This window comes from Microbacterium sp. zg-Y1090 (genome assembly GCF_030246945.1).
Lineage (GTDB): Bacteria > Actinomycetota > Actinomycetes > Actinomycetales > Microbacteriaceae > Microbacterium > Microbacterium wangruii.
In genome coordinates, this window is record NZ_CP126742.1 from 1,791,625 (window position 1) to 1,814,926 (window position 23,302).

The following is a 23,302-nucleotide window of genomic DNA, read 5'->3' on the forward strand; positions in this document are numbered from 1 at the left end:
CCCAGGCGCGCACGCCGCGCCAGTCGGCGGCAGTTAGTGTGGTCGCCATGGACAGCCCGGGTCCGACACGCTTCCCCGCCTCCGCCGAGGGCCTCCTCCGCACAGACCTCGACGGCCTGGGCGTGACGCTGCACGCTGACGGCGGCACGCTGCGGGTGTGGTCCTCGCGCGCCACATCGATGGACCTGGTCGTGTTCGACGACGACGACCTCGACTGGGCGATCGACGTCGTCCCCCTCACCCGTGGGCCGGGGGACGTGTGGGAGGCGACCTCGGCCGCACTGCGCCCCGGTACCCGCTACGCCGTGCAGGCGGACGGACCGCGCGGGGCAGGCGACATGTTCAACGCCGCCACCCTGCTGCTGGACCCCTACGCGCGCGGCCTCGTCGAGGGCGGCATCGACGATTGGCGCGCCGTCGCGGTCGACGGCTCCTTCGACTGGCAGGGCGTCGCCAAGCCCGCCGTGCCGCTGGATCGCACCGTCCTGTACGAGGCGCACCTGAAGGGACTCACGAAGCGGCATCCCGACCTGCCCGGGGCGCTGCGCGGCACCTACGCGGGGCTGGCCCACCCCGCCATGATCGACCATTTCCACAGCCTGGGTGTGACGAGCATCGAACTGCTCCCCATCCACGCGTTCACGACCGAACCGCACCTGCGTCGCCTCGGCCTGCCGAACTACTGGGGCTACAACACGCTGGGCTTCTTCGCACCGCATGCGCCCTACGCCACGGAAGCGGCCCGGCATGCCGGCCCCGAGGCGGTGCTGTGCGAGGTGAAGACGATGGTCAGAACCCTGCACGAGGCAGGGCTGGAGGTGATCCTCGACGTCGTGTACAACCACACCTCCGAAGGTGAGATCGGCGGCCCCCGCACGAGCCTGCGCGGACTGGACAACCGCGCCTACTACCGCCAGCGCGACGACGGGCAATACCTCGACGTGACGGGCTGCGGCAACGCCGTGGACACCGCGACGGATGCCGCAGCACGCCTGGTGCTGGACTCGCTGCGGTACTGGGCGGATGAGGTGCAGATCGACGGGTTCCGCTTCGACCTCGCCGTGACCCTCGGCCGCGATGCGCGGAACGAGTTCACCGCCGACCACCCGCTGCTGCGGGCCATCGTCGCCGATCCGGTGCTCGCCGGCGTCAAGCGCATCGCGGAGCCCTGGGACATCGGCATGGGCGGATGGCAGACCGGCAACTTCGGCGAGGGCTGGCACGAGTGGAACGACCGCTACCGCGACCGGGTGCGCAACTTCTGGCTCAGCGACATCGACTACGGCCGCCGTGCCTCGGCGCCGCCGGTCGGGATCGGCGGCTTCGCCACGCGGCTGGCCGGATCCTCCAACACCTTCAGCCGCGAGCGGGGGCCGATCGCGAGCATCAACTTCGTCACCGCACACGACGGGTTCACCCTGCGCGACCTGGTGTCGTACGACGTCAAGCACAATTACGGCAACGGCGAACAGAACCGCGACGGTGCCGACACGAACCGCTCCTTCAACCACGGCGCCGAGGGTCGCACCGATGACCCGGGCATCCTCGCCACGCGCCGCAAGGCGATGCGCAACCTGCTGGGGACACTGCTGCTGTCGGCGGGCGTGCCGATGCTCACCGCCGGCGATGAGTACGCGCGCACGCAGCGCGGCAACAACAACGCCTACTGCCACGACTCGGCCCTCACCTGGGTGTCGTGGCAGCACGAGAACTGGCAGCGCGACCTCTTCGCCCACGCTCAGCGGCTGATTCGGCTGAGGCAGGCCAACCCCGCACTGCGGCCCACGCGGTTCGCGCAGGAGGATCGCACCGTCCCCGGCGCCTCGCAGATGGAGTGGTACGACGAGCGCGGCCACACCATGTCCGGCGAGCGGTGGACCGACCCCCGCCACCGCACCCTGCAATACGTCGCCTCCTCGACCCCTGAGTTCGAGGAGCCCAACCGCATCCTGCTGATCGTGCACGGCATCGAAGTCCCCGTCGAGGTGACCCTGCCGAGGATCGCCGGGGTGAGCCGGTACGTCTCGGTGTGGTCCAGCGCCGACGAGCATCCCGTCGACGACGAGGCCGTCTTCGCGCCGGGCGATGTCGTGGACGTTCCCGGCACGTCGATGAGACTGTTCCGCGTCGAGTGAGGCGCAAGTGTGGGTGCGCGTCGACCGATGCGCAAGTGCTGCGTGCCGGTTCGTGCCGAGCGGTAGGTTCGAGACGTGGCCACCCCGAAAAAGACCGCCCCGCCGCGCCCCTGGCGGAGCACCGCAGACCTGCCCATCCGTCCTGCCGCCGCGTGGCAGCCCGATCCCGACACGGCGGCGGGGCGCATCCCGCTCGCGCTGCCACGGCCGAGCACGCCGGACCCGGGCTTCAGACCCACGGCCTTCTCCGGCGAGGCGGTGCCCTTCCAGGTGACGGCGTTCCGCGAAGGTCATGACCTCATCGGCGTGCACCTGCGTCTGTTCTCCCCCTCAGGGGATGAGTCGCTGCACCGCCTGACCCCGCGCAACGACGGGTTCGACCGGTGGAGCGTGCTCGTCTCTCCGCTGGAGCAGGGCACCTGGCGCTTCCGTTTCGAGGCGTTCGGCGATGAGGTGGCGACGTGGGCGCACGCCGCGGACGTGAAGATCGCCGCCGGCGTCGACACCGCTCTGATGCGCGAGTCGGGCGCTCTGCTGTTCCAGCGCGCCGCCGCAGAGAAGTCCCGCCCCGCCGCCGAGCGCCGGCGGCTGGAAGCGGCCGCGAGCCGCCTGCGCAGCCCGGACGTCGCCGATGCCGACGCACTCGACATCGTGCGCGACGGGGAGATCGCCGCAGGGTTCGCCGCGCGTCCGCTGCAGTCGCTCATGACCGTGGGCCCCACCTACGAACTGCTCGTCGAGCGCGAGCGGGCCGGGGTGGGCGCCTGGTACGAGTTCTTCCCCCGCTCCGAGGGCGCCCGTCGCCAGGCCGACGGCACCATCGCGAGCGGCACCTTCCGCAGCGCCGCCGAGCGCCTGCCCGCCGTCGCGGCGATGGGCTTCGACGTGCTCTACCTGCCGCCCATCCACCCGATCGGCGAGATCAACCGCAAGGGCCGCAACAACACCCTCGATCCGCAGCCAGGGGACCCCGGCTCACCCTGGGCGATCGGCTCCGCGGCCGGTGGCCACGACACCGTCCACCCCGACCTCGGCACGATGGACGATTTCCGCGCGTTCGTCGCGGAAGCCGGCCGCCACGGTCTGGAGGTGGCGCTGGACCTCGCCTTGCAGGCCGCCCCCGATCACCCGTGGGTCACCGAACACCCGGAGTGGTTCACCACGCTGCCGGACGGCTCGATCGCGTACGCCGAGAACCCGCCGAAGAAGTATCAGGACATCTACCCCGTCAACTTCGACAACGACCCCGAAGGCATCCGGACCGAGGTGCTGCGCGTCGTCCGGCACTGGATCGCCCAGGGCGTGAAGATCTTCCGCGTCGACAACCCGCACACCAAGCCGCTGCAGTTCTGGGAGTGGCTCATCGCCACCGTCAACGACGAAGACCCCGACGTGGTGTTCCTCGCAGAGGCTTTCACCCGCCCGGCGCCCATGCAGCGACTGGCGATGGCGGGCTTCCAGCAGAGCTACTCGTACTTCACCTGGCGCAACACCAAGGCCGAGCTCGAGGAGTTCCTGACCTCGATCAGCGAGGAAACGGCCGATTTCATGCGCCCGAACCTCTTCGTCAACACCCCCGACATCCTCACCGAGTACCTGCAGTACGGTGGCCGCCCCGCCTACCGCGTGCGCGCCGCGATCGCCGCGACCGCGGGCGCCTCATACGGGGTCTACGCCGGCTTCGAGCTGTACGAGAACGTCGCGCGGCCGGGGTCCGAGGAGAACATCGACAACGAGAAGTACGAGTACAAGCTGCGCGATTGGGCCGACGCCGAGCGCCGCGGGGACTCGCTGGCGCCGTTCCTCACCCGCCTCAACGAGATCCGGCGCGCGCACCCGGCGCTGCGGCAGCTGCGCGACCTGCGCGTGCACTGGAGCGACGACGACGCCGTCCTCGTGTACGCCAAGCATCTGCCGGCCGCGCTGACGCCCACCGGCGAGTCCGACACCGTGATCGTGGTCGCCAACGTCGATCCGCACTCCGCCCGCCAGACCATGGTGCACCTCGACACCACCCAGTGGGGAGTCCGACCCGGTGACCCGTTCGAGGTGGTCGACCTCATCACGGGCGCCGAGTGGACATGGACCGACCACAACTTCGTGCGGCTGGACGCCTTCCAGGAGCCGGCACACATTCTGCATGTGAAGGAGAAGCGATGACCGCGCCCGATGACCGCGTGATCGACACGATCGCCACCGGGTCGTACCACGCCCCCCACGACGTGCTCGGCCTGCACGCCGACGCAGCAGGCTCCTGGGTGGTGCGCGCGCGGCGCCCCCTGGCGGCGACCGTGTCGGCCGACCTCGACGACGGTCGCTCCGTACCCATGCGGCACCTGCGCTCGGGCATCTGGGAGGGCTCTTTCGAGGCCCCGAAGGCCCCCGCGTACCTGATCAGCGCCACCTACGACGACGGCTCGGGCTACGCGGCCGAGGACCCCTACCGGTTCCTCCCCACGATCGGCGAACTCGACCTGCACCTCATCCGGGAGGGACGCCACGAGCAGCTCTGGCATGTGCTGGGCGCCCACGTGCGACGCCTCGGCGACGTCGAGGGCGTCGCCTTCACCGTGTGGGCACCGCACGCCCAGGCCGTGCGCGTCGTGGGCGACTTCAACGGCTGGGACGGTCAGGGCCACGCGATGCGGTCGCTGGGATCCAGCGGCGTGTGGGAGCTGTTCGTCCCCGACGCGGGGGTGGGCAGCGTCTACAAATTCGAGATCCTCACCCGTGCCGGCGACTGGATCCTCAAGGCAGACCCGATGGCGCGTCTGGCAGAGATCCCGCCCGCCACGGGCTCGGTCGTCACCGCGTCCGAGTACACCTGGGGCGACGGGGACTGGGTCGCGGCCCGCGCCGCCGGTGCACCGTACGCCGCGCCGATGTCCGTCTACGAGGTGCACCTCGGCTCCTGGCGCCAGGGCCTGTCGTACCGCGACGCGGCGGATGAGCTCATCGCCTACGTCACCGACCAGGGGTTCACGCACGTCGAGTTCATGCCGCTGGCCGAGCACCCCTTCGGCGGCTCGTGGGGCTATCAGGTCAGCGGCTACTACGCCCCGACCAGCCGGTTCGGCCGCCCCGACGACCTGCGCTACCTGATCGACCGCCTGCACGGCGCCGGCATCGGCGTGATCATGGACTGGGTGCCCGGCCACTTCCCCAAGGACGCCTTCGCGCTGGCCCGCTTCGACGGCGAGCCGCTGTACGAGCACGCCGACCCGCGGCGCGGCGAGCACCGCGACTGGGGCACCTACATCTTCGACTATGGCCGCAGCGAGGTGCGCAACTTCCTCGTCGCCAACGCCCTGTACTGGTTCGAGGAGTTCCACGTCGACGGCCTGCGGGTGGATGCCGTGGCATCCATGCTCTACCTCGACTACTCGCGCGAGCCGGGCGAATGGGAGCCGAACATCCACGGCGGGCGCGAGAACCTCGAGGCCATCGGCTTCCTCCAGGAGGTCAACGCCACCGCGTACAAGCGCTTCCCCGGCATCGCGATGATCGCGGAGGAATCCACGAGCTTCCCGGGCGTGACGGCCCCCACCAGCCAGGGCGGGCTCGGCTTCGGGTTCAAGTGGAACATGGGCTGGATGAACGACTCCCTCCAGTACATCAAGCGCGACCCGATGTACCGGGCGCACCACGAGGGCGAGCTGACCTTCTCGTTCGTCTACGCGTTCAGCGAGAACTACGTGCTCCCCATCAGTCACGACGAGGTCGTCCACGGCAAGGGCAGCCTCATCGCCCGCATGCCCGGCGACCACTGGCAGAAGCTCGCCAACATGCGCGCGTACCTGTCGTACATGTGGGGTCACCCCGGCAAGCAGCTGCTGTTCATGGGCCAGGAATTCGGCCAGATGTCCGAATGGTCCGAAAGCCGAAGTCTCGACTGGTGGATGCTGGATCAGCCGCCGCACCAGCAGCTGCACGCGTTCGTGGCGGCCCTGAACCGCGTGTACCGCGAGCAGCCGGCACTCTGGCAGCGCGACTCCGACGCGGGCGCGTTCGCGCGACTGGGGGCGCCGCGCTGGGACCCCAACGTGGTCGCCTTCGCCCGTCACAGCTACGAGGGCGAGACGGTGGCCGTGATCTGCAACTTCTCCGGCGTGCCGATCCACGGCTTCGAACTGGACCTGCCTGCCGCCGGAACCTGGCGCGAAATCCTCAACTCCGACGCGCAGGAGTACGGCGGATCGGGCGTCGGCAACCTCGGAGCGGTGCACGCCGCTGACGGTGGGCGCGCCACGATGGCGCTGCCGCCGCTGGGCGTGCTGTGGCTGCGCCACGAGGGCAGTTAGCCCCGGCCGCTCCCGGCCGGCGCGACGGATGTCGCGTCCGGCCGGGGGCGGATCAGAACATCAGGCTCGCCAGGGAGCGGCGCGCCTGCAGCACGCGGGGGTCGGCGTCGCCGACCAGGCCGAACAGCTCCAGCAGACGCTCACGCACGGGTGCCCGCTCGTCGGTGGGGAGCGCCTGGAACAGCTCCAGCAGACGCAGGAACGCGTCTTCCACATGGCCGCCGGCCAGGTCGAGGTCGGCCACCGCGAACTGGGCGGCGACGTCGCGCGGGGCGGCAGCGGCAGCGGCGCGGGCGGCCTGCAGGTCCAGCCCCTGCACGCGGGCGAGCAGACGCACCTGGCCGAGGCCCGCGCGGGCGTCTTCGTCGTGGGGGTCCTCCGCGAGTGCCCGCTCATAGGCGCTGACGGCGCGGGCATAGTCCCCCGCCTCGATCGCGTCGAAGGCTTCCGCGTGAAGCGGCGGGATCTGCGGCTCCTCCTCCTCGGCGGCCGGCGCGCCGGCGTCGACCGTGCCGGTCACGCCGTTCTGCGCCGCCAGCTGCAGCAGCTGGGCGAACACCTCGCGCACCTGCGCCTCGGGCACGGCGCCCGTGAACAGCGGCACCGGCTGGCCGGCGACGAGGGCGACGACCATCGGGATGGACTGGGCGCGGAAGCCCTGCGCCAGCTGCGGGTTCGCGTCGACGTCCACCTTGGCCAGCACCAGCCGGCCGCCGAGCTCGGTCACGACCTTCTCGAGCACGGGGCTGAGCTGCTTGCAGGGCCCGCACCACTCCGCCCAGAGATCCACCACGACCGGCACGGTGCGGGAGAGCTCCAGAACGGCGCCGAACGTCGCATCCGTGACATCCATGACCAGCGACGGCACCGTCGGGGCGTCCGAAGCGGCCGCACCCGAGGCTGCGGCACCGCCGGCGGGAGGCTGCGGGCGGTTGCGCAGCGAGGACAGATCGACGGCGCCGCGCAGCACCGCGCTTGTGGTGGGGTCGGTCACGGGATCACCTTCGCGTCGAGGATGTGGGAGGAGTACCCGAGCAGCTGGATGCGCTCGGAGGAGGACTTCGCAGGCACGTAGAAGAACAGCTGGTCACCGAATGTCGTGGTGAACCCGGTGGCCGACTGGGTCGCGCCGGTCAGGGTGGCGACAGTGGGGTTCGGGGAGTCGGCGTCGAGCTTGATGACCGCCTCTTCCGTGGTGGGCCTGACCGTCTCGTTCTCGTTGACCGTGACCGCCACGATCGCGCCGTTCTCCAGCGTCGCCAGCGACACGGGCGCCTGCGAGCCGGGAACCGACTCGAAGGTCAGGCTGCCCGTCTCGGCGCCGGTCTGGTTGAACGCGTCCAGGCGCGCGGCGCGGTCGTTGGCGACGCCGCTGCGGAACTGGTCCGCGGCCTCGTCGAACAGGCCGGCGTATTCGCTGGAGTCGCCCTTGTTGAGAACGTCGGCGTACGCTGCGGCGAGCTTCTCCGGTGCGATGGCCAGGAACGCGTTGTCCGGGGACACCTGTGCTGCACCGACGTAGGCCGGGGCGAGCGGCAGCTCGGTGGTGGCATCCAGCCCACCGACATAGGACAGCTTGTAGCCGCTCCAGGGGTCGTCCTGCGTGACGAACATGATGGTGTTGCCGGCCTCCTCGTCGCCGACGACCGCCATGAAGGTGCGCGGCCAGCCGTCGTAGGCCTGCGGCAGGAGGATCGACACCGGCCCGGAGGGGATCGCCGGAAGCGGCTTCTGCTCCGCGATCGCCGCGCGGAGGGTGTAGTTGGTGCGTCGCTCCGCCAGGGCGGGTCCGGTCAGCCGCTTCGCCGCGGCATTCGCGTCGAGGGCTTCATCCGCCGCCGCGACCTGCTCGGAGATGCGGGCGAGGATCTGCGCCGCCTGCGCTTCGGTCACGGCGGGGGCCTGCTGGCTCTCGGGCGCGATCACCGTGGCGGTGGGAGTCGGAGTGGGCGACGAACTGAACTGTGGCCAGGCGTCGGACGTGCAGCCTGCCAGCAGCACGCTCAGGCCGATGGCGGGCACGACGGCGAAGCGGCGGCGGCGCGTGCCGAGCGAGCGACGCGAGGGGCTTGCGGCGATCACGCCCTTCTCCTCCTCCGCGGTCGCCAGGTCGATGGGCTCGGTGACCGGCATCGGCAGGCCCTTCCGGCGCGGCCCGCGAGAGCGGCGGACGTGACGGATGCCGAGGATGTACAGCACGATGCCCACAGCGAGCAGCACGGCACCGCCGACGACGAGCGGGCCCGCCCAGGGGGTGGCGTTCACGACGGGCCAGGTCATCGTCAGCTTCGCGGGTGCGGGCGTGGCGCCGTCGGCGGCGACGAGCACGCTCATGTCCTCGGGCAGCTGGAGGGTCTCGATAAGCAGGTCCTCATCGGCGAACTCATCGAGCCAGAGGTCGGACCCGGCGGGGTTCAGCGGTGCGGGCGACGCGGCATCCTCGCCGGCTGCGTCCTCGGCCGCCGCGTCGTCTCCGGCGGGTTCCTCGGCCGCTGCCTCGGGCTCCACGATCGTCGTCGTGATCGCGCCTTCATCGTCCACCTCGACGTGGGCGTACTGCCACGGGCTCAGCCAGGCGGCGAGATCGTCGGTGCGGCCGTAGGCGGCGAAGATGGGGCCATCGCCCTGGGCGCGCAGCGTCTGCGCGCCGGGGTGGCTCGCCAGCGCGGCACCGTCCACCAGCACGTAGGGCACATCCTGGGTGACCTCGATCGACTCGCTGTACGAGGTCGGGCCCTGGAAGACCGTCCGCTGGGCAACGCCGGCGCCGATCATGAGGGCGGCCAGCACGAAGGCTGCCACGGCCCATACGAATCGCACGAAGAACACCTCTCTGCACCCGAACTCGGGACGGCCGGGCGCACCATCGACATTTCAGCCTAGCGACATCGACCTGAATATGCGTTGGGAGGGCGCGTCCGCACGCGGCAGACCCGCGCGTGCGTATCCTGACGGAACCGGTATCCACAGGAGGCGCACGTGAAGATCCAGCACCCTTTCCGCACGGCGCTGATCGCGACGCTGGGCGTGGGCGTGGGGCTCCTGATCATCTCCAGCGTCTCGACGCTGCAGACGATCCTGCTCTACGTCGGAACGGCGCTGTTCCTGTCGCTGGGCTTGGAGCCGGTGATCTCCTGGCTCGTCCGGCGCGGCTTCCGTCGCTGGGTCGCCGTGCTGACGACGATCATCGCCGTGCTGGCGGCGTTCGCGGGCATCGTCCTGATGGTGGTGCCGATCATCGTGGGGCAGGTCTCCCAGCTGGTGAAGCAGATCCAGCGGCTGATCGACCGGGGCGACCTCGACGACCCGGTGACGACCGTCAAGGACTGGATGCACGAGGTGTTCCCTCTGCTGAACGTCGACGAGGTGTTCGGGTATGTGCAGGACTGGTACGACACCCTCGACCTGGGCACGATCGGCACGACCGTCGGCGAGAGCCTCATCGCCATCGGCGGCGCGCTCATCGCCGGGTTCACCGGAGCGTTCATCGTGCTGATCCTCACGATCTACTTCACCGCCTCCACCCCGTCGCTCAAAGCGGCCGTGTACCAGCTCGTTCCGGCATCCAAGCGGGAGCGCTTCATCGACCTCTCCGAGCAGATCACCGATTCGGTGGGCTTCTACGTGATCGGGCAGGCCAGCCTCGGCGTCATCAACGGCGTGCTCAGCGCGATCTTCCTCTCGATCATCGGTGCGCCGTTCCCGGCCGTCCTGGCGGTCGTCGCCTTCTTCTTCTCGCTGATCCCCCTGGTGGGAACCCTGACCGGTTCCACGATCATCGTGCTGGTGTGCCTGATCCCCGGCCTCGGGTCCCCCGGCACCGCGCTGACGGCACTGATCTACTACGCCATCTACATGCAGCTGGAGGCGTACCTGCTCTCGCCGCGCATCATGAACCGGGCCGTGTCGATCCCCGGCGCCGTCGTGGTGATCGCCGCCCTGGCCGGCGGCTCGCTGCTGGGCCTGCTGGGCGCGCTCATCGCGATCCCGGTCGCCGCCAGCATCCTGATCATCTACCGGCAGGTCGTCATCCCACGTCAGAACGAGCGGTGACGGATGCCCCTCAGGCCGCCGGCCCGTCCCACACCGTGGGGAGAGGCAGTGCGTCGGGATTGACCGCCGCGACGATCTCGGTCAGCACCCGGCGGGTCTGGTTCTCCCCCACCCACAGGTGGCGTCCCCCGGTCACCGGGATCATGACGGCCTGCGGGATCGACGCGAAGCGCTCCGCCGCCTCGGCGGGGCGCAGGTAGTCGTCGAGCTCGGGCACGACGATCACGACGCGGCGTCCGTCACCCGCCCAGGCGGCGACCTCGTCTGCGGTCGCGCGGTGCAGGGGCGGCGAGAGCAGGATCACACCCTCGATGTCGTGATCGCGACCGTACTTCAGCGCCAGCTCGGTGCCGAACGACCACCCCAGCAACCAGGGCCGGGGCAGGCCCCGCTCATGCACGAACGCCATCGCCGCGGCCACGTCGAACTCTTCGGCCTGTCCGCCGTCGAAGGTGCCTTCGCTGGTGCCGCGCGGCGACGTGGTGCCGCGCGTGTTGAAGCGCAGCACGGCCAGGTCTGCCAGCGCCGGCAGCCGCCCGGCGGCCTTGCGCAGGATGTGCGAGTCCATGAACCCGCCGGCGGTGGGCAGCGGGTGCAGGGTGACGAGCGTCGCCACCGGGTCGTGCTCGAGCGGCGTTGCCAGCTCGCCGACCAGCGTCAGCCCGTCGAGGGTGTGCAACTCGATCTCTTCGCGATGCGCGGGAAGCTGCACCGGTCCACGGATCTCCACGTCAGCCGATCCTCCAGCAGGCGTTGTGCCAATGACGGCGGTCGGCCAGCGCCGCCGCCTCGCCCAGGATGCCGTCCGCGCGCCAGACCACGACGTGCGCCACGCCTGGATCGACCGTGCGCCCGCACCCGGGGCAGATGTACGTCTTCTGGGCCTGCGAGGCGGCCACGGGCTGCACCGTCCACTCCGCGCCGCGACGCACCTCCGTGCGCTTCCAGCCGGCGATGAGACGGTCCAGCGAATCGTCGCGTGGCCGTTCGGGTCGACGGCGTCGGGAACGGGGCATGACGGCGGAGGTCACCACCAGTGGTTGCTGAGCCAGAAGTCGTAGGCCGCCGCCCAGCTTCCGTAGCGACCGGTGGCGTAGCCGTTGCCCCAGCGGAGGTTGTCCACGGGGTCGTAGCCGTTTCCGGGCACCTTGCTGCACGGGTACGCCTGCACGAGGCCGCACGCACCCGAGGAGCGGTTGGTGGCGTTGGGGTTCCAGCCACTCTCACGGCCCACGATGTAGTCGACGTAGCCCCAGTCGCCCTCAGCGATGCCGGCAGCGGACATCCACTCGGCGGCGCTGCCACCGCCGGTGTAGAAGACGGGGCCGGCAGCAGCCGCGGACGAGCCCGTGGACTCGGCGGCAGCGGGCTCCGGCTCCGGCGTCGGGGTCGGCTTGGGCGTGACGTACACGCTGTAGCCGCTGCGCTCGAAGGTGACGGGCTCGGGCGTGGCCTGCGCGGCGTCTCCGGCGAGGGCCTGGGCGTCGCTCAGCGAATCGGCGTACAGCGACACGGGCGCCTTGTCCTCGGCCACGGCCTGCGAGAGCGACCCGCCGAGCGGGCCGATGTAGGCGCCGGCGAACCCGGCGACGGCGAGGGTGGCGAAGACCGACAGCACCCCGCGGCGACGCGACCAGCGCGGCTGCTGGGCCTCGCGCATCGAACGGCGGGTCGGTGCCGCGCCGCGCAGTGCGGGCGGCCGAGTGGCCGGGGCGGAGATCTCGTTGCCGGAAGTCACAGTGTGCGAGAGTCTACCGGCTCGGCCGACCGACGGCATACGCGGCTGGTCGGTGCCGCTCAGCCGATCGCGAGCATGACTTCGACGACGGCGTCGAGCACCGCGTCGACCTGCGCTTCACGGTAGCCGCCACGCTGCATGCGGAAGGCGACGGTGCGCACCTGATCGGTCGTCAAGGGAGCGCCGTCGGCGAGGTAGGCCGCGAGCCGGTCGGCGACGATGTCGACCTCGTCGACCCGGTAGCCGTAGCGGAGCGCGGAGACGCGATCGAACCGGCGGCCGCGCGGTCGGGCCAGACGGTCGAGCACCTCCTGTGCGAGCTCACGCGAACGGCCGACCCAGGCCCGCGCGCCGGCCCGCGACAGCGCGTACTCCCGCTCGCGAGCGGCGAAGGCGTCCTCGATGCGGCCGAGGGCGGCGTCCACGGCGGCGATGACGTACCCGTGGCGCACGAGCGGGAACCCGGCGCGGCGCACCTCGGTGCTGCCGAGCGTGGCTTCGGCGGGGTCGGATTCGAACGCCGCCCGCGCCTGCTCGAGGAACGCGTCGACCGCCTGAACGTCATAGCCCTTCTCACGCCCCCGGGTGAGGGGGAAGGGCGCCGCGGGCGCCGTCTTCTCGGTGGCCTCGTCGCCGGCGGCATCCGCGTCGATGTCGGCGCCCAGAGGCTCCGCCGACGGCGCGTCGGTCTCGTGCGCGTGAGAGAGGGTCATGCCGCCACCAGGGGGAAGAAGACGAAGTACAGAGCCAGGGCCGGCACCGTGGAGGGCAGGATGGAGTCCAGTCGATCGAGCACCCCACCGTGTCCCGGCAGCCATGAGCTCATGTCCTTGATGCCGAGGTCCCGCTTGATCATCGACTCGCCGAGGTCACCGAGGGTCGCCGTGGCCAGCACCGCGAGACCGATGACGACGCCGGCCCACCAGGGCACCTGCAGCAGGAAGATGCCGAACAGCACGCCGGCGGCCACCGCGGCCAGCACGGCACCGCCGAAGCCCTCCCACGTCTTCTTCGGGCTGATGCGCGGGGCCATGGGATGCTTGCCGAGCATGAGCCCGAATGCGTAGGCGCCGGTGTCGGCGGCCACCGCGGTGCCGATCATCGCCAGCACCCACCACTCCCCCTGGTCCTGCCGCAGGAGGATGAGCAGCAGGCTGCCGAGGAACGCGACGTACAGCTGCACGAATCCCGAGATGAGGGTGTCCGAGAGCACATCGCCGTACGTCCGGCCGTCGTTCGCCGCCATCTGCGCGACCAGGCGCCAGACGATCACGAAGGCCACCGCCGCGAAGGCGACGGCCCAGTGCGTGAAGTAGTCCAGGAAGTAGCCCGACAGCACGAGCGCGAGCGCGGCGATGAGCTGCGGCACCACGTCGACGCGTCGTCCGGCGCTCTGCAGGGCGCGGGAGAACTCGAACACACCCAGCAGCGCGACAGGGATGGCGAACACCAGGAACAGCTGCTTGAAGAACATCAGCGAGCCGATGACCACGACGCCGAGCGCCAGTCCGATCAGGGTCGCGACGATCAGGTCACGTCCGGTGCGCTGCTTGATCTTCTCGTTGGCCAGGTCGAAGTCCGCGCGGGCGCGTTCCACCTGATGCTCGAACTCGGAGCGGGCGGCCCGCAGATGGGTGCTGAACTCGACCCCGGGGTCGCCGGGGGTACGCCGACCGTCCGAGCGCCGAACGGGGGGATCGAGCGGGCGCTCCGCGTCGTCGGAGGGGTCGGTCATCGCCTGTCAGACCTCGAGCAGCTCGGTCTCTTTGCGCTTGAGGGCCTCGTCGATGGCGTCGACGTGCGACCGGGTCAGCGCGTCAAGGTCCTTCTCGGCGCGGACGAGCTCGTCCTCGCCGACATCGCTCTTGAGGGCGTCCAGGTCGTCCTTGGCCTTGCGGCGGATGCCGCGGATGTGGACCTTGTGGTCCTCACCCTTGGTGCGCACGAGCTTGACGTACTCCTTGCGGCGCTCCTGGGTCAGCTCCGGCATCGTGACCCGCACGATGCTGCCGTCGTTGGACGGGTTGACGCCGAGGTTCGGGGTGTCGCGGATGGCCTGCTCGATGGCCTTCAGCGCGGACTTGTCGTACGGCGAGATGACCAGCGTGCGGGCCTCGGCGTTGTTCAGCGAGGCCAGCTGCGCGAGCGGGGTCGGCGTGCCGTAGTAGTCCACCAGGATCTTCTGGAACAGCTGAGGGTTGGCGCGTCCGGTGCGGACGGTGGCGAAGTCATCCTTCGCGGCCTCCACAGCGCGGTCCATGCGTGCTCCGGCATCGGCCAGCACATCGGCGATCACGGTCACTCCATTCGTCGGGGCAGGTCGTTCAAGTCTAGTTGAGGGTGGTCCTCACCCAGGGGCGCTACGCCGCGTGGGCGTCAGGCGGTCACGAGGGTGCCGATGGGCTCGCCCAGCAGCGCCCGCGTCACATTCCCCGCCGGCTCCATGCCGAACACCCGCATGTCCATGCGGTTGTCCATGCAGAGGCTGAACGCGGTCGAGTCGACGACCTTCAGCCCGCGCTGCAGCGCGTCGGCGTAGGTCAGGCGGTCCAGGCGCGTCGCGGACGCGTCCAGACGCGGGTCGGCGGTGTAGACGCCGTCGACGCCGTTCTTGGCGACGAGCACCTCGCTCGCGCCGATCTCGAGCGCACGCTGGGCAGCGACGGTGTCGGTGGAGAAGTACGGCAGCCCCGCGCCGGCGCCGAAGATGACGACCCGGCCCTTCTCCATGTGGCGCTCGGCGCGGCGCGGGATGTAGGGCTCGGCGACCTGCGTCATCGAGATGGCCGACTGCACGCGGGTGGCGGCGCCCGCCTGCTCGAGGAAGTCCTGCAGCGCCAGGGCGTTCATCACCGTGCCGAGCATCCCCATGTAGTCCGCTCGCCCGCGGTCCATGCCGCGCTGGCTCAGCTCCGCGCCCCGGAAGAAGTTGCCCCCTCCGACGACGATGGAGATCTCCACGCGGTCCACAGCGGCGGCGATCTCGCGCGCCATCTGGCTGACGACGTCGGGGTTGACCCCCAGCTGGCCTGCTCCGAATGCTTCTCCGGACAGTTTCAGCAGAACGCGGCGGCGTCCCGTGGCCTCATCGATCACGTGTGGTCCTCTCGTCTTCTACAACCTAGCGTCGGGCATGGGAAAGGCCCGCACCGAAGCGATGCGGGCCTTTCTCGCGACTTACGCGCCGACCTTGAAGCGGGCGAAGTCGGTGATCATGATGCCGGCGTCCTTGGCGACCTGGGCGACGGACATCTTGTTGTCCTTCGCGTAGTCCTGGTCGAGCAGGGCGACCTGCTTGAAGAACGCGTTCACGCGTCCCTCGACGATCTTCGGAAGTGCTGCCTCGGGCTTGCCCTCGTTGCGGGAGATCTCCGTGACGATCTCGCGCTCCTTGTCCACGTCGGCCGCGGGGACGTCCTCGCGGGAGAGGTAGGTGGGGTTGGCGAACGAGATGTGCTGCGCGATGCTGCGAGCGGTCTCGGCGTCGTCACCGGAGTAGGCGACGACCACGCCGATCTGCGGGGGCAGGTCCTTGCTGGTCTTGTGCAGGTAGACCTCGAAGTTGTCGCCGGTCAGCGTGCGCACGCGGCGCAGTTCGACCTTCTCGCCGATGATGGCGGCCTCGTCGTCGATGAGCTGCGCGACGGTCTGACCGCCGGCGTCGGCGGCGAGGGCGGCCTCGACGGAGTCGGCGTCGACGGCGGCGGCCGCGTCGGCCACCTTGTCGGCCAGCGCGATGAAGCGGTCGTTCTTGGCGACGAAGTCGGTCTCGGTGTTCAGCTCGAGCAGCGTGACCTTGCCGTCACGCTCACGGGCGACGACGAGGCCTTCGCTGGTGGAGCGGTCGGCACGCTTCGCGTTGCCCTTCGCGCCCTTGAGTCGCAGGATCTCGACGGCCTTCTCGAGGTTGCCGTCGGCCTCCTCGAGCGCCTTCTTGGTGTCGACCATGCCCGTGCCGAGCTGGTCGCGCAGCGCCTTGATGTCGGCGATGGTGAAGTTTGCCATGGGTGGTGGCTCCTAGGTTCGGTGGCTTTGTCGGTGGTGCCGCGGCGGGCGCACGCGCCCGCCGCGGCGGAAACCGTGCGGAGTTACTCGGCGGCCTTGTCGGCGGCGTCGGCCTCGGCGACCGGGGCCCCCTCGGCAGCAGGAGCCTCCTCGGCCGGAGCCTCGGCGGCGATCGCGTCGTGAGCCTCAGCGCCGGCCTTGTCCGCGTCGGACTCGGTGGCGATGGTCTCGACCTCGGCGACGTCGGTGACGACGGGGGTCTCGAGCAGCTCGCGCTCCCAGTCGGCCAGCGGCTCGGCGTCGGCAGCCTCACCGGCGGGCTGGTGACGCTGGATGAGGCCCTCAGCGGCGGCGTCGGCGATCACGCGGGTCAGCAGACCCACGGCGCGGATCGCGTCGTCGTTGCCGGGGATCGGGTACTGGAACTCGTCCGGGTCGGCGTTGGTGTCGAGGATGCCGATGACGGGGATGCCGAGCTTGCGGGCCTCGTCGATGGCGAGGTGCTCGCGCTTGGCGTCGACGACCCAGATCGCCGAGGGGGTCTTCTGCAGGTTGCGGATACCGCCCAGCGACTTGTGGAGCTTGTCCAGCTCGCGCTTCTTGAGCAGCAGCTCCTTCTTGGTGAAGCCGCTGTTGGCCGGGGTCTCGTAGTCGAGCTCCTCGAGTTCCTTCATGCGGGCGAGGCGCTTGGAGATGGTGCTGAAGTTGGTCAGCAGACCACCGAGCCAGCGCTGGTTCACGTAGGGCTGGCCGACGCGGGTCGCCTGCTCGGCGATGACTTCCTGCGCCTGCTTCTTGGTGCCGACGAAGAGGATGGTGCCGCCGTGCGCGACGGTCTCCTTCACGAATTCGTAGGCCTTGTCGATGTACCCGAGCGACTGCTGCAGGTCGATGATGTGGATGCCGCTGCGCTCGGTGAGGATGAAGCGCTTGACCTTCGGGTTCCACCGGCGGGTCTGGTGTCCGAAGTGCACGCCGCTGTCGAGCAGCTGGCGAATGGTGACGACGGCCATGGCCGTTCTCCTGTTCTCGGCGCAGTGCGCCGTTGTTTCGGTTGTCCACGCCTGGTCGAATGACCGGCGAGCCTGGTGCCCGGCGCACACCCGCCACCCGCTGATGCGGGAGGACCTGGGGTGTGGATGCCGCGTCGCGCCCGCCGGAGCGGGTGCAGTGCTGTGGGCACGCGGAGTCACCCCGCCGAAGCGGAGTGCGACCTCCATGCTATCAGTCACCGCCTTCTCCCCGGTGCGGAAGCCTGCGCGCGTTGTCCACGGACCGCCGGTGTGCCGGACCGCGTGCGGGACGCGGCGTGCACCATGGCGGAATGAACCGGACCAGACGCGCGTGGGCAGCGCACGCCGTGATCCTGCTCGCCCTGCTGGTCGGGTCGGGTGTGCCCGCACCGGGCGGCGCCCGGGCGCTCGAAGCGACGGCATCGCCGGCGATCGACTCCCCCCTCGAACGCGAGCTCCCCGGCGACGTGCCGTGGCTCTGGCCGCTCCCCGGCGCGGGCGTGACCGACCCGTTCCGCGCGCCCCCTCACCGCTACGGACCGGGTCACCGCGGCATGGATCTGGCGGGCGCGGTCGGCACGGCGGTGGTCTCCCCCGCCGATGGTGTCATCGCCTTCGCCGGGCCGGTCGCCGGCCGCACCCTGCTGACCGTCGACCACGGCTCCGGTTTCGTGACGACGCTGGAGCCGGTGGCACCGGTCGTCGCCGCCGGCCAGTCGGTCGTGCGCGGCGAGGTGCTGGGCACGATCACAACCGGCGGGCACACCCGGCGGGGCGAGGTGCACATCGGAGTGCGGCGCGATGGCGAGTACGTCAATCCGATGCTGCTGTTCGGCGACGTGCCGCGGGCGGTGCTGCTGCCCTGCTGTCAGTCGTCCCGCTCGATGCGGTTGCGGTCGCCCTCGTCGGCGACGGCATCCAGCTCGCCGGCCTCGACCTCGTTGTCGTTGCCCGCGATCACCACGGAGCCGATCGCGTCGCGCACGTCGACCGTGTTGCGGTCCCCGCGCACCGCGAGGTCGTCGACGGCGGTGGCCTCCACGTCGTTGTCCTGTCCGGCGATCGTGACCGAACCGACGTCACCCGCGTCCACCTCGTGCCGGTCGCCGGCGATGAGCAGCTCCCCCACGGTGGCGGTGGTGAGGTCCAGCTCGACATCGGTGCCCTCCACCGTCACCTGCGGGCACGACCCGGTCAGCACGCGGTCGCCGCCCGCCGAGACCGTCACGGCCGATCCGCCGCAGTCGTGGCCGGGAAGGGTGGTCGACGAGGGCGACGGGATCGCGGACGGCGTCGCCGGGACGGGGGCCGCGGGCGATGAGTCCGCCGGGGAGGTCGGGCGAACCGTCACGGCAGGGCGCGCGCCGTCGGCCGGCACCGGCGAGCACCCGCTGAAGGTGATCGCCATCGCGGCGGCGGCGAGGACGACGGAGGCTGTCAGACGGTGACGGGACATGGCTCAACGGTAGGCGGCGCGGTGAGACGTCGCCACACGACCCGTCGCGTCAGGCTCGGGGGTGCGCCAGACGATAGGCCGCGGTGAGACGTTCGCTCGAGACGTGGGTGTAGATCTGCGTCGTCCCGAGGCTCGCGTGGCCGAGCATCTCCTGCACCGCGCGCAGGTCCGCTCCCCCGTCCAGCAGGTGGGTCGCCGCCGAGTGGCGCAGGGCATGAGGCCCCACGGTCTCCGCGCCCACCAGGGGCGCGATCTCCCGCGCGACGACGTCGTACACCGCCCGCGGCCCGATGCGCGCCCCGCGGAGGCCGAGGAACACCGCCGGGGGCGGGGATTCGCCGCGAGCCGCGAGCGCGGGCCGCCCCCGCACCAGGTAGGCATCGAGAGCGCGCGCAGCGGGGGCGCCGTAGGGCACCACCCGCTCTTTCGAGCCTTTGCCCAGCACCCGAACGGTGGCGGCGGAACGGTCGAGGTCGCCGACGTCGATGCCGCACAGCTCCGACACCCGCAGTCCGGCTCCGTACAGCAGCTCCAGCACCGCCGCATCGCGCAGATCCCGGGGGTCTCCGGCGGCAGCACGGGCGTGCACGCCGTCGAGCACGTCGGCGAGACCGTCGGCCGCGGCGACGCGCGGCAGTGTGCGTCCCCGCTTCGGAGCGACCAGGCGCAGACTGGGGTCGGTCGGCAGGTGGCCGTACTCGACCGCCCATCCGAACAAGCCGCGAGCGGCGGCCGTGCGCCGGGCGAGGGTGGCACGTGCGTCGCCCCGGCGGGTCGCCGCCCACAGCCATTCCCGCAGGGCCTCGAGGTCCACCTCGGTCAGCGGGAGATCGCCGACGGAGGCGGTCATGTCCGCCAGGTCGGAACGATATGCCCGCACGGTGGCCTGCGACAGGCGGCGCACATCGACGAGGTGCCGCGTGTAGACCTCGACCGCCTCGGAGATGCGCATGTGTCCAGGATGCCGTCCGCATCGATCGTTGCGCCGCCGACCCTCCGATCACCGCCGCGTCACCACGAGCCGCCACCCGGCAGGTCCGTGCTGCGCCCGCCCGTGCAGGAGCAGCAGGCCGAGGCCCCGTTCGACCTGCGTGGTGCTCTGGCCGCACCTGCGCGCGATGTCGTCCACCGGCCGCCAGGCACGGGTGCTCAGCGCATCGCGCAGGGCGGTGGCCTCGTCGATCCACTCCTCCGCCCCCGGCAGCCGGTCGTCGTGCATGCCGAGCAGCTCGCGCACATCGTCCGCATCCGTGATGCAGCGGGCGTCGTACTCGCGCAGCAGGCGGTGGCACCCGGCCGAGGAGGGACTCGTCACCGGGCCGGGAACCGCGCCGAGCCCCCGACCGAGCGACGCCGCGTGCCCGGCCGTGTTGAGCGATCCGCTGCGGTGGCCCGCTTCGACGACGACCACCGCATCCGACAGCGCGGCGATGAGACGGTTGCGCGCCAAGAACCTCCACTTCGTCGGTGCCGCGCCGCAGGGCAGTTCACTGATCACCGCACCCGATCGGGCGACGCGGCGCAGCAGATCTTCGTGGCCGGACGGATAAGGGCGGTCCACTCCCCCGGCGAGGAAGGCGTCCGTGTGCCCACCAGCGGCGAGGGCGGCGCGGTGCGCGGCGCCGTCGATGCCGTAGGCGGCGCCGGAGACGATGCGCACCCCGTCCCCGGCGAGATCCGCCGCCAGCTCCATCGCGACGTGCTCGCCGTACGAGGTCGCGGCGCGCGCGCCGACGATCGCCACGGCCAGGCCCCGCTGCTCGGGGAGTGCGCCCCGCACCCACAGCGCCAGCGGCGCGTGGGGGCCGAGGTCGTCCATTCGGGCCGGCCACCGCGCGTCGCCGGGCACGACGAGACGGGCCGTCACGCGGCGCGCGGTGTCGAAGGCGGCCCTCAGCGGGCCGGGTGCGAGTCGCGGTCGCCAGCGGTCGAGCGCATCCTGCGCGCGGGCGGGATCGATCCCTGCGGCCGCCGCGATGCCCCGGGCGTCTCCGGTGACGACGGACCCCAGCGCGGCGGCCGCACCCACCTCGCCGACCAGCAGCCCGGCGTCGCCGTCGCCCGGCTCGCACAGCGCCGACCAGACGGCGCGCGCATAGCGCTCGACGACGACGCCGTCGTCGAGCTCGCCCGGCACGAGTCCGAGCAGCGCCGCACGAGCGGCGTTCGCGGAGAGAGGGAGGGTGGAGTTCACAGTGGGGTCGCCCCTTTCTTCAGATACAGCGCCCGGCCGATGTCGTCGATCTCGAGGCGGTCGCGCCCGGCCAGGTCAGCGTGCGTCCACGCCACACGCAGCACACGGTCGTACCCGCGCAGCGTGAGCGCGCCGCGGTGCAGGGCCGCGTCCAGCGGACGGCGCACCAGCGGCGGCGGCGCGCACGGACCCTGCCGCAGCCACGCCCCCGAGACCTCCGCATTGGTGCGCCAGGGCGTGGCGCGCAGTCGACCGGCCGCGAGGTGGCGGGCCGCCGCGACCCGTGCGCGCGCCTCTGCGGTCGTGATGCCGCGCTGCCCTGCGGCCTGCGTGTGCGCGACGGAGACGCGCCTCACCGACAGCTCGATGTCGATGCGGTCGCGGATCGGTCCGGACAGCCGACCGAGGTAACGGCGGATGCCGGCCGGCGGGCAGACGCAGTCGCCCCCGGGCACCCCGTAGGAGCCGCAGGGGCACGGGTTCGTCGCGAGGTTGTATCCGTGGTTTAGTCGCTGCCCACTATCCACAAGATCGAATGTTCCGTACCTTGCACTCATGAGTCAGGAAGATGTCGAGAGCGGGCTAGATGTCTGGACGCTTCACTACGCGTCGGATCACTACGCCAGCCTCGACGCGGTCGGCTTACCTCTATTCGCCGACTGGGAGGGTTGGCGACGCGATGTCGGGATCCCGCGCGGCACGCCGTTCCTGCTGTCGCCGGAGCTGCATTACGACGTGGCGCTAAACAAGTTTTTCCATTCGACCGAGATGTTGCCGGCCGCACTGTCGACGCGACAGGGCTACGCGCGGGATCTTCGGAGCTTCCTCGACTTCCTCGAACGAGGACGCGGGCGGCGACCCTGGACCGAGGCGACGGTGGATGACCATGCCGCATATATGGCATGGCGACGTGAGAACGCGCTGGGCCCGCTCATTAGCGACTCGACGTGGAATCGGGAGGTTGCCGCTATCGACCGCTTCTACAGATGGCAGGTCGCTGAGGGCAACTGTGTCGCCTCACCTGTGCCACAACGTCAGCGGCGTTCGAGCTCGCGGCGGCACTCTGAGCACACGCAGCCTGCGACCTACGCGCACGGAGCTCGACGTGGGCGAGTCGGTTGGCTTCCCTCACGGTCCTATCGCCGCTGGAGGGACATCGGCCTACGAGGATACGAGACCTCCGGGCTCGCGTCAGAGAAGTTCAGGGGGCGCTGGTCGGATCGCAACGCGCTGTTCGCCGACCTGATGGTTCGGACGGGCCTCCGGCTTACAGAGCAGAGCTCCCTCTTGGTCCAGGAGCTTCCGGCGCTGATGACTTTGGTCGGCTACCACCGGTTCTGGCTACCCAAGTCCATCGCGAAGGGCGCCTCGGCGCGATACGTTTACGTGCCTTCCGCGATCCTTCGCGACCTTCACCACTACATTGACGTGGATCGAAGTGCGGCACTTGCGCGCGGCCGGGCTGCGGGGCGCTACGACCCGCAAGATCGGTCGAGAATCCTCATCGAGGCCCCTGCCGGCTCACCAGCGGGTCGCCGAAAGCTATCGCAGCTCGGCCCAGAGGACCGCGCTCGCGTGCTGGTGAAGGGCGATGCTGGGTGGGAGCCGGCGTCTCTTTGGCTGGGCGAAGGGGGTGACCCGCTGTCCCGCAAGACCTGGCAGGACCTCTTCAGCAAGGCGGATGCCCGATGTCGAGCTGCCGGGGTGGGGTTATCGGCTCACCCTCACCTCCTTCGACACACATACGCCGTGAACACCTTGGAGCTCATGTACCGAGGACATCTCGATGACCTGGCGAGGTTCACCTCGACCCAGAGGTTGCATTACCGGATGATCTGGGGCGAGCCGATCCGCTGGGTCCAGGCGCGGCTGGGACACAAAAGCCAAACGTCGACGGAGATCTACCTCCACACCCTCGAGCGCCTCGAGATGGAGACAAGGATGACCCTCGTCGACGAAAACTGGGACGATGCGAGAGCTCTGGTCACCCATCTGGATGACTACGGATCGATGGAAATAGGCGGTGACCGCCCGTGAGCCCCCGAGGAGACACACGCCTAGGCGTTCCCTCGCGTATGCCGAGCTCCTATTACGAACCACCTCCCAAGACTTCAGGAACGGTCATCCACTTCCGCGGGGAGGACGGCCGCACGGCGGACCTCGACGTCTCCACGCTCGCATTACCTGGATGGCATGAGGCCTTACTGCCTTGCGTGACTGCGCGAGTTGGACCGACCGGCCAACTCAGGACGTTGGCGTCAGTACAAGGCTTCTGGGGAGCGCTTGGACGGGCCCTGGCCGCGATGAGCGCACTCCTTGCACACCCCCGGACGCCTCAGGACTTGCGCCGCCACCATGTGGAGTCGTTACTACGTGTTCAGGCTGACCGAGTCGGCGAGACTCAAGC

The 23,302-nt window shown here is 70.5% G+C and carries 20 protein-coding genes and 1 pseudogene; 6 read left to right on the forward strand and 15 right to left on the reverse strand.

Annotated features, from left to right (window positions below; translation table 11 throughout):
- Positions 1-47 precede the first annotated feature (47 nt).
- The 3 genes from glgX (at position 48) to glgB (ending at position 6,436) form a co-directional block, all read left to right on the forward strand.
- Positions 48-2,135 (forward strand): glycogen debranching protein GlgX, encoded by a 2,088-nt coding sequence (gene glgX / locus QNO26_RS08485; RefSeq protein WP_257638435.1) that lies wholly within the window; start codon positions 48-50, stop codon positions 2,133-2,135.
- 75 nt (positions 2,136-2,210) lie between these two features.
- A complete protein-coding gene (locus QNO26_RS08490) occupies positions 2,211-4,295 on the forward strand; it encodes an alpha-1,4-glucan--maltose-1-phosphate maltosyltransferase (protein WP_374679373.1) in 2,085 nt (694 codons plus the stop codon).
- Entirely contained in the window at positions 4,292-6,436 is a 2,145-nt protein-coding gene (gene glgB, locus QNO26_RS08495) for a 1,4-alpha-glucan branching protein GlgB (RefSeq protein ID WP_257638431.1), read from the forward strand. Before QNO26_RS08490 ends, glgB begins: the two co-directional genes overlap by 4 nt.
- A gap of 52 nt (positions 6,437-6,488) precedes the next feature.
- Here the strand turns inward: glgB and QNO26_RS08500 are convergent, their stop codons facing one another.
- The gene (locus QNO26_RS08500) at positions 6,489-7,430 is read right to left on the reverse strand and encodes a tetratricopeptide repeat protein (protein ID WP_257530542.1); all 942 of its coding nucleotides are present in this window, start codon (positions 7,428-7,430) and stop codon (positions 6,489-6,491) included.
- Complete coding sequence (locus QNO26_RS08505; RefSeq protein WP_257638432.1) at positions 7,427-9,256, reverse strand: DUF8094 domain-containing protein; 1,830 nt, start codon at positions 9,254-9,256, stop codon at positions 7,427-7,429. Before QNO26_RS08505 ends, QNO26_RS08500 begins: the two co-directional genes overlap by 4 nt.
- Before the next feature lie 159 nt (positions 9,257-9,415).
- Between QNO26_RS08505 and QNO26_RS08510 the strand changes: the two genes are divergently transcribed.
- Positions 9,416-10,489, forward strand: coding sequence for an AI-2E family transporter (locus QNO26_RS08510; RefSeq protein WP_257530538.1), 1,074 nt, complete (start codon positions 9,416-9,418; stop codon positions 10,487-10,489).
- A 10-nt stretch (positions 10,490-10,499) separates the two neighbouring features.
- Here the strand turns inward: QNO26_RS08510 and QNO26_RS08515 are convergent, their stop codons facing one another.
- From QNO26_RS08515 to rpsB, 9 genes are all read right to left on the reverse strand, one after another.
- Positions 10,500-11,219 carry an alpha/beta hydrolase gene (locus QNO26_RS08515; RefSeq protein WP_257530537.1) on the reverse strand — a complete coding sequence of 240 codons (720 nt, stop codon included), beginning with the start codon at positions 11,217-11,219 and terminating at the stop codon, positions 10,500-10,502.
- Between the two features lies 1 nt (position 11,220).
- Positions 11,221-11,505, reverse strand: a complete 285-nt coding sequence (locus QNO26_RS08520; RefSeq protein WP_257531699.1) for an Rv1322 family protein — start codon at positions 11,503-11,505, stop codon at positions 11,221-11,223.
- Between the two features lie 11 nt (positions 11,506-11,516).
- On the reverse strand, positions 11,517-12,227 hold the full coding sequence (locus tag QNO26_RS08525) for an aggregation-promoting factor C-terminal-like domain-containing protein (RefSeq protein ID WP_257530535.1): 711 nt from the start codon (positions 12,225-12,227) through the stop codon (positions 11,517-11,519).
- A gap of 59 nt (positions 12,228-12,286) precedes the next feature.
- Positions 12,287-12,940 carry a DivIVA domain-containing protein gene (locus QNO26_RS08530; protein ID WP_257638433.1) on the reverse strand — a complete coding sequence of 218 codons (654 nt, stop codon included), beginning with the start codon at positions 12,938-12,940 and terminating at the stop codon, positions 12,287-12,289.
- The gene (locus QNO26_RS08535; protein ID WP_257530531.1) at positions 12,937-13,962 is read right to left on the reverse strand and encodes a phosphatidate cytidylyltransferase; all 1,026 of its coding nucleotides are present in this window, start codon (positions 13,960-13,962) and stop codon (positions 12,937-12,939) included. The genes QNO26_RS08530 and QNO26_RS08535 overlap by 4 nt, the downstream gene beginning before the upstream one ends.
- Before the next feature lie 6 nt (positions 13,963-13,968).
- On the reverse strand, positions 13,969-14,523 hold the full coding sequence (gene frr / locus QNO26_RS08540) for a ribosome recycling factor (RefSeq protein ID WP_257531697.1): 555 nt from the start codon (positions 14,521-14,523) through the stop codon (positions 13,969-13,971).
- An 80-nt stretch (positions 14,524-14,603) separates the two neighbouring features.
- A complete protein-coding gene (gene pyrH / locus QNO26_RS08545; RefSeq protein ID WP_257530529.1) occupies positions 14,604-15,323 on the reverse strand; it encodes a UMP kinase in 720 nt (239 codons plus the stop codon).
- A gap of 81 nt (positions 15,324-15,404) precedes the next feature.
- Positions 15,405-16,232 (reverse strand): translation elongation factor Ts, encoded by an 828-nt coding sequence (tsf, locus tag QNO26_RS08550; protein ID WP_257530527.1) that lies wholly within the window; start codon positions 16,230-16,232, stop codon positions 15,405-15,407.
- Positions 16,233-16,315: 83 nt separating this feature from the next.
- Positions 16,316-17,245, reverse strand: a complete 930-nt coding sequence (gene rpsB / locus QNO26_RS08555) for a 30S ribosomal protein S2 (protein WP_257638437.1) — start codon at positions 17,243-17,245, stop codon at positions 16,316-16,318.
- A gap of 554 nt (positions 17,246-17,799) precedes the next feature.
- Here rpsB and QNO26_RS08560 point away from each other — a divergent pair.
- Positions 17,800-18,006, forward strand: a pseudogene (locus QNO26_RS08560) (peptidoglycan DD-metalloendopeptidase family protein); the annotation flags it as partial.
- 107 nt (positions 18,007-18,113) lie between these two features.
- Here QNO26_RS08560 and QNO26_RS08565 read toward each other — a convergent pair.
- From QNO26_RS08565 to QNO26_RS08580, 4 genes are read right to left on the reverse strand one after another with little or no spacing between them, the layout of a single operon-like run.
- Positions 18,114-18,701 carry a DUF3060 domain-containing protein gene (locus QNO26_RS08565; protein ID WP_257530495.1) on the reverse strand — a complete coding sequence of 196 codons (588 nt, stop codon included), beginning with the start codon at positions 18,699-18,701 and terminating at the stop codon, positions 18,114-18,116.
- A 49-nt stretch (positions 18,702-18,750) separates the two neighbouring features.
- Entirely contained in the window at positions 18,751-19,653 is a 903-nt protein-coding gene (locus QNO26_RS08570; protein ID WP_257638438.1) for a tyrosine-type recombinase/integrase, read from the reverse strand.
- Between the two features lie 48 nt (positions 19,654-19,701).
- Positions 19,702-20,895 (reverse strand): DNA-processing protein DprA, encoded by a 1,194-nt coding sequence (dprA, locus tag QNO26_RS08575; protein ID WP_257530491.1) that lies wholly within the window; start codon positions 20,893-20,895, stop codon positions 19,702-19,704.
- Positions 20,892-21,452, reverse strand: coding sequence for a magnesium chelatase subunit ChlI family protein (locus QNO26_RS08580; RefSeq protein ID WP_257638439.1), 561 nt, complete (start codon positions 21,450-21,452; stop codon positions 20,892-20,894). The genes dprA and QNO26_RS08580 overlap by 4 nt, the downstream gene beginning before the upstream one ends.
- Here QNO26_RS08580 and QNO26_RS08585 point away from each other — a divergent pair.
- Entirely contained in the window at positions 21,451-22,932 is a 1,482-nt protein-coding gene (locus QNO26_RS08585) for a tyrosine-type recombinase/integrase (protein WP_257638440.1), read from the forward strand. The genes QNO26_RS08580 and QNO26_RS08585 overlap by 2 nt on opposite strands.
- The last annotated feature ends 370 nt before the right edge of the window (positions 22,933-23,302 follow it).

Coding starts and splice junctions, on each gene's coding strand:
- glgX (WP_257638435.1), top strand. CDS start 48: ATGGACAGCCCGGGTCCGACACGCTTCCCCGCCTCCGCCGAGGGCCTC.
- glgB (WP_257638431.1), top strand. CDS start 4,292: ATGACCGCGCCCGATGACCGCGTGATCGACACGATCGCCACCGGGTCG.
- QNO26_RS08520 (WP_257531699.1), bottom strand. CDS start 11,505: ATGCCCCGTTCCCGACGCCGTCGACCCGAACGGCCACGCGACGATTCG.
- QNO26_RS08530 (WP_257638433.1), bottom strand. CDS start 12,940: ATGACCCTCTCTCACGCGCACGAGACCGACGCGCCGTCGGCGGAGCCT.
- QNO26_RS08535 (WP_257530531.1), bottom strand. CDS start 13,962: ATGACCGACCCCTCCGACGACGCGGAGCGCCCGCTCGATCCCCCCGTT.
- tsf (WP_257530527.1), bottom strand. CDS start 16,232: ATGGCAAACTTCACCATCGCCGACATCAAGGCGCTGCGCGACCAGCTC.
- rpsB (WP_257638437.1), bottom strand. CDS start 17,245: ATGGCCGTCGTCACCATTCGCCAGCTGCTCGACAGCGGCGTGCACTTC.
- QNO26_RS08565 (WP_257530495.1), bottom strand. CDS start 18,701: ATGTCCCGTCACCGTCTGACAGCCTCCGTCGTCCTCGCCGCCGCCGCG.
- QNO26_RS08570 (WP_257638438.1), bottom strand. CDS start 19,653: ATGCGCATCTCCGAGGCGGTCGAGGTCTACACGCGGCACCTCGTCGAT.
- QNO26_RS08585 (WP_257638440.1), top strand. CDS start 21,451: ATGAGTCAGGAAGATGTCGAGAGCGGGCTAGATGTCTGGACGCTTCAC.
- QNO26_RS08580 (WP_257638439.1), bottom strand. CDS start 21,452: ATGAGTGCAAGGTACGGAACATTCGATCTTGTGGATAGTGGGCAGCGA.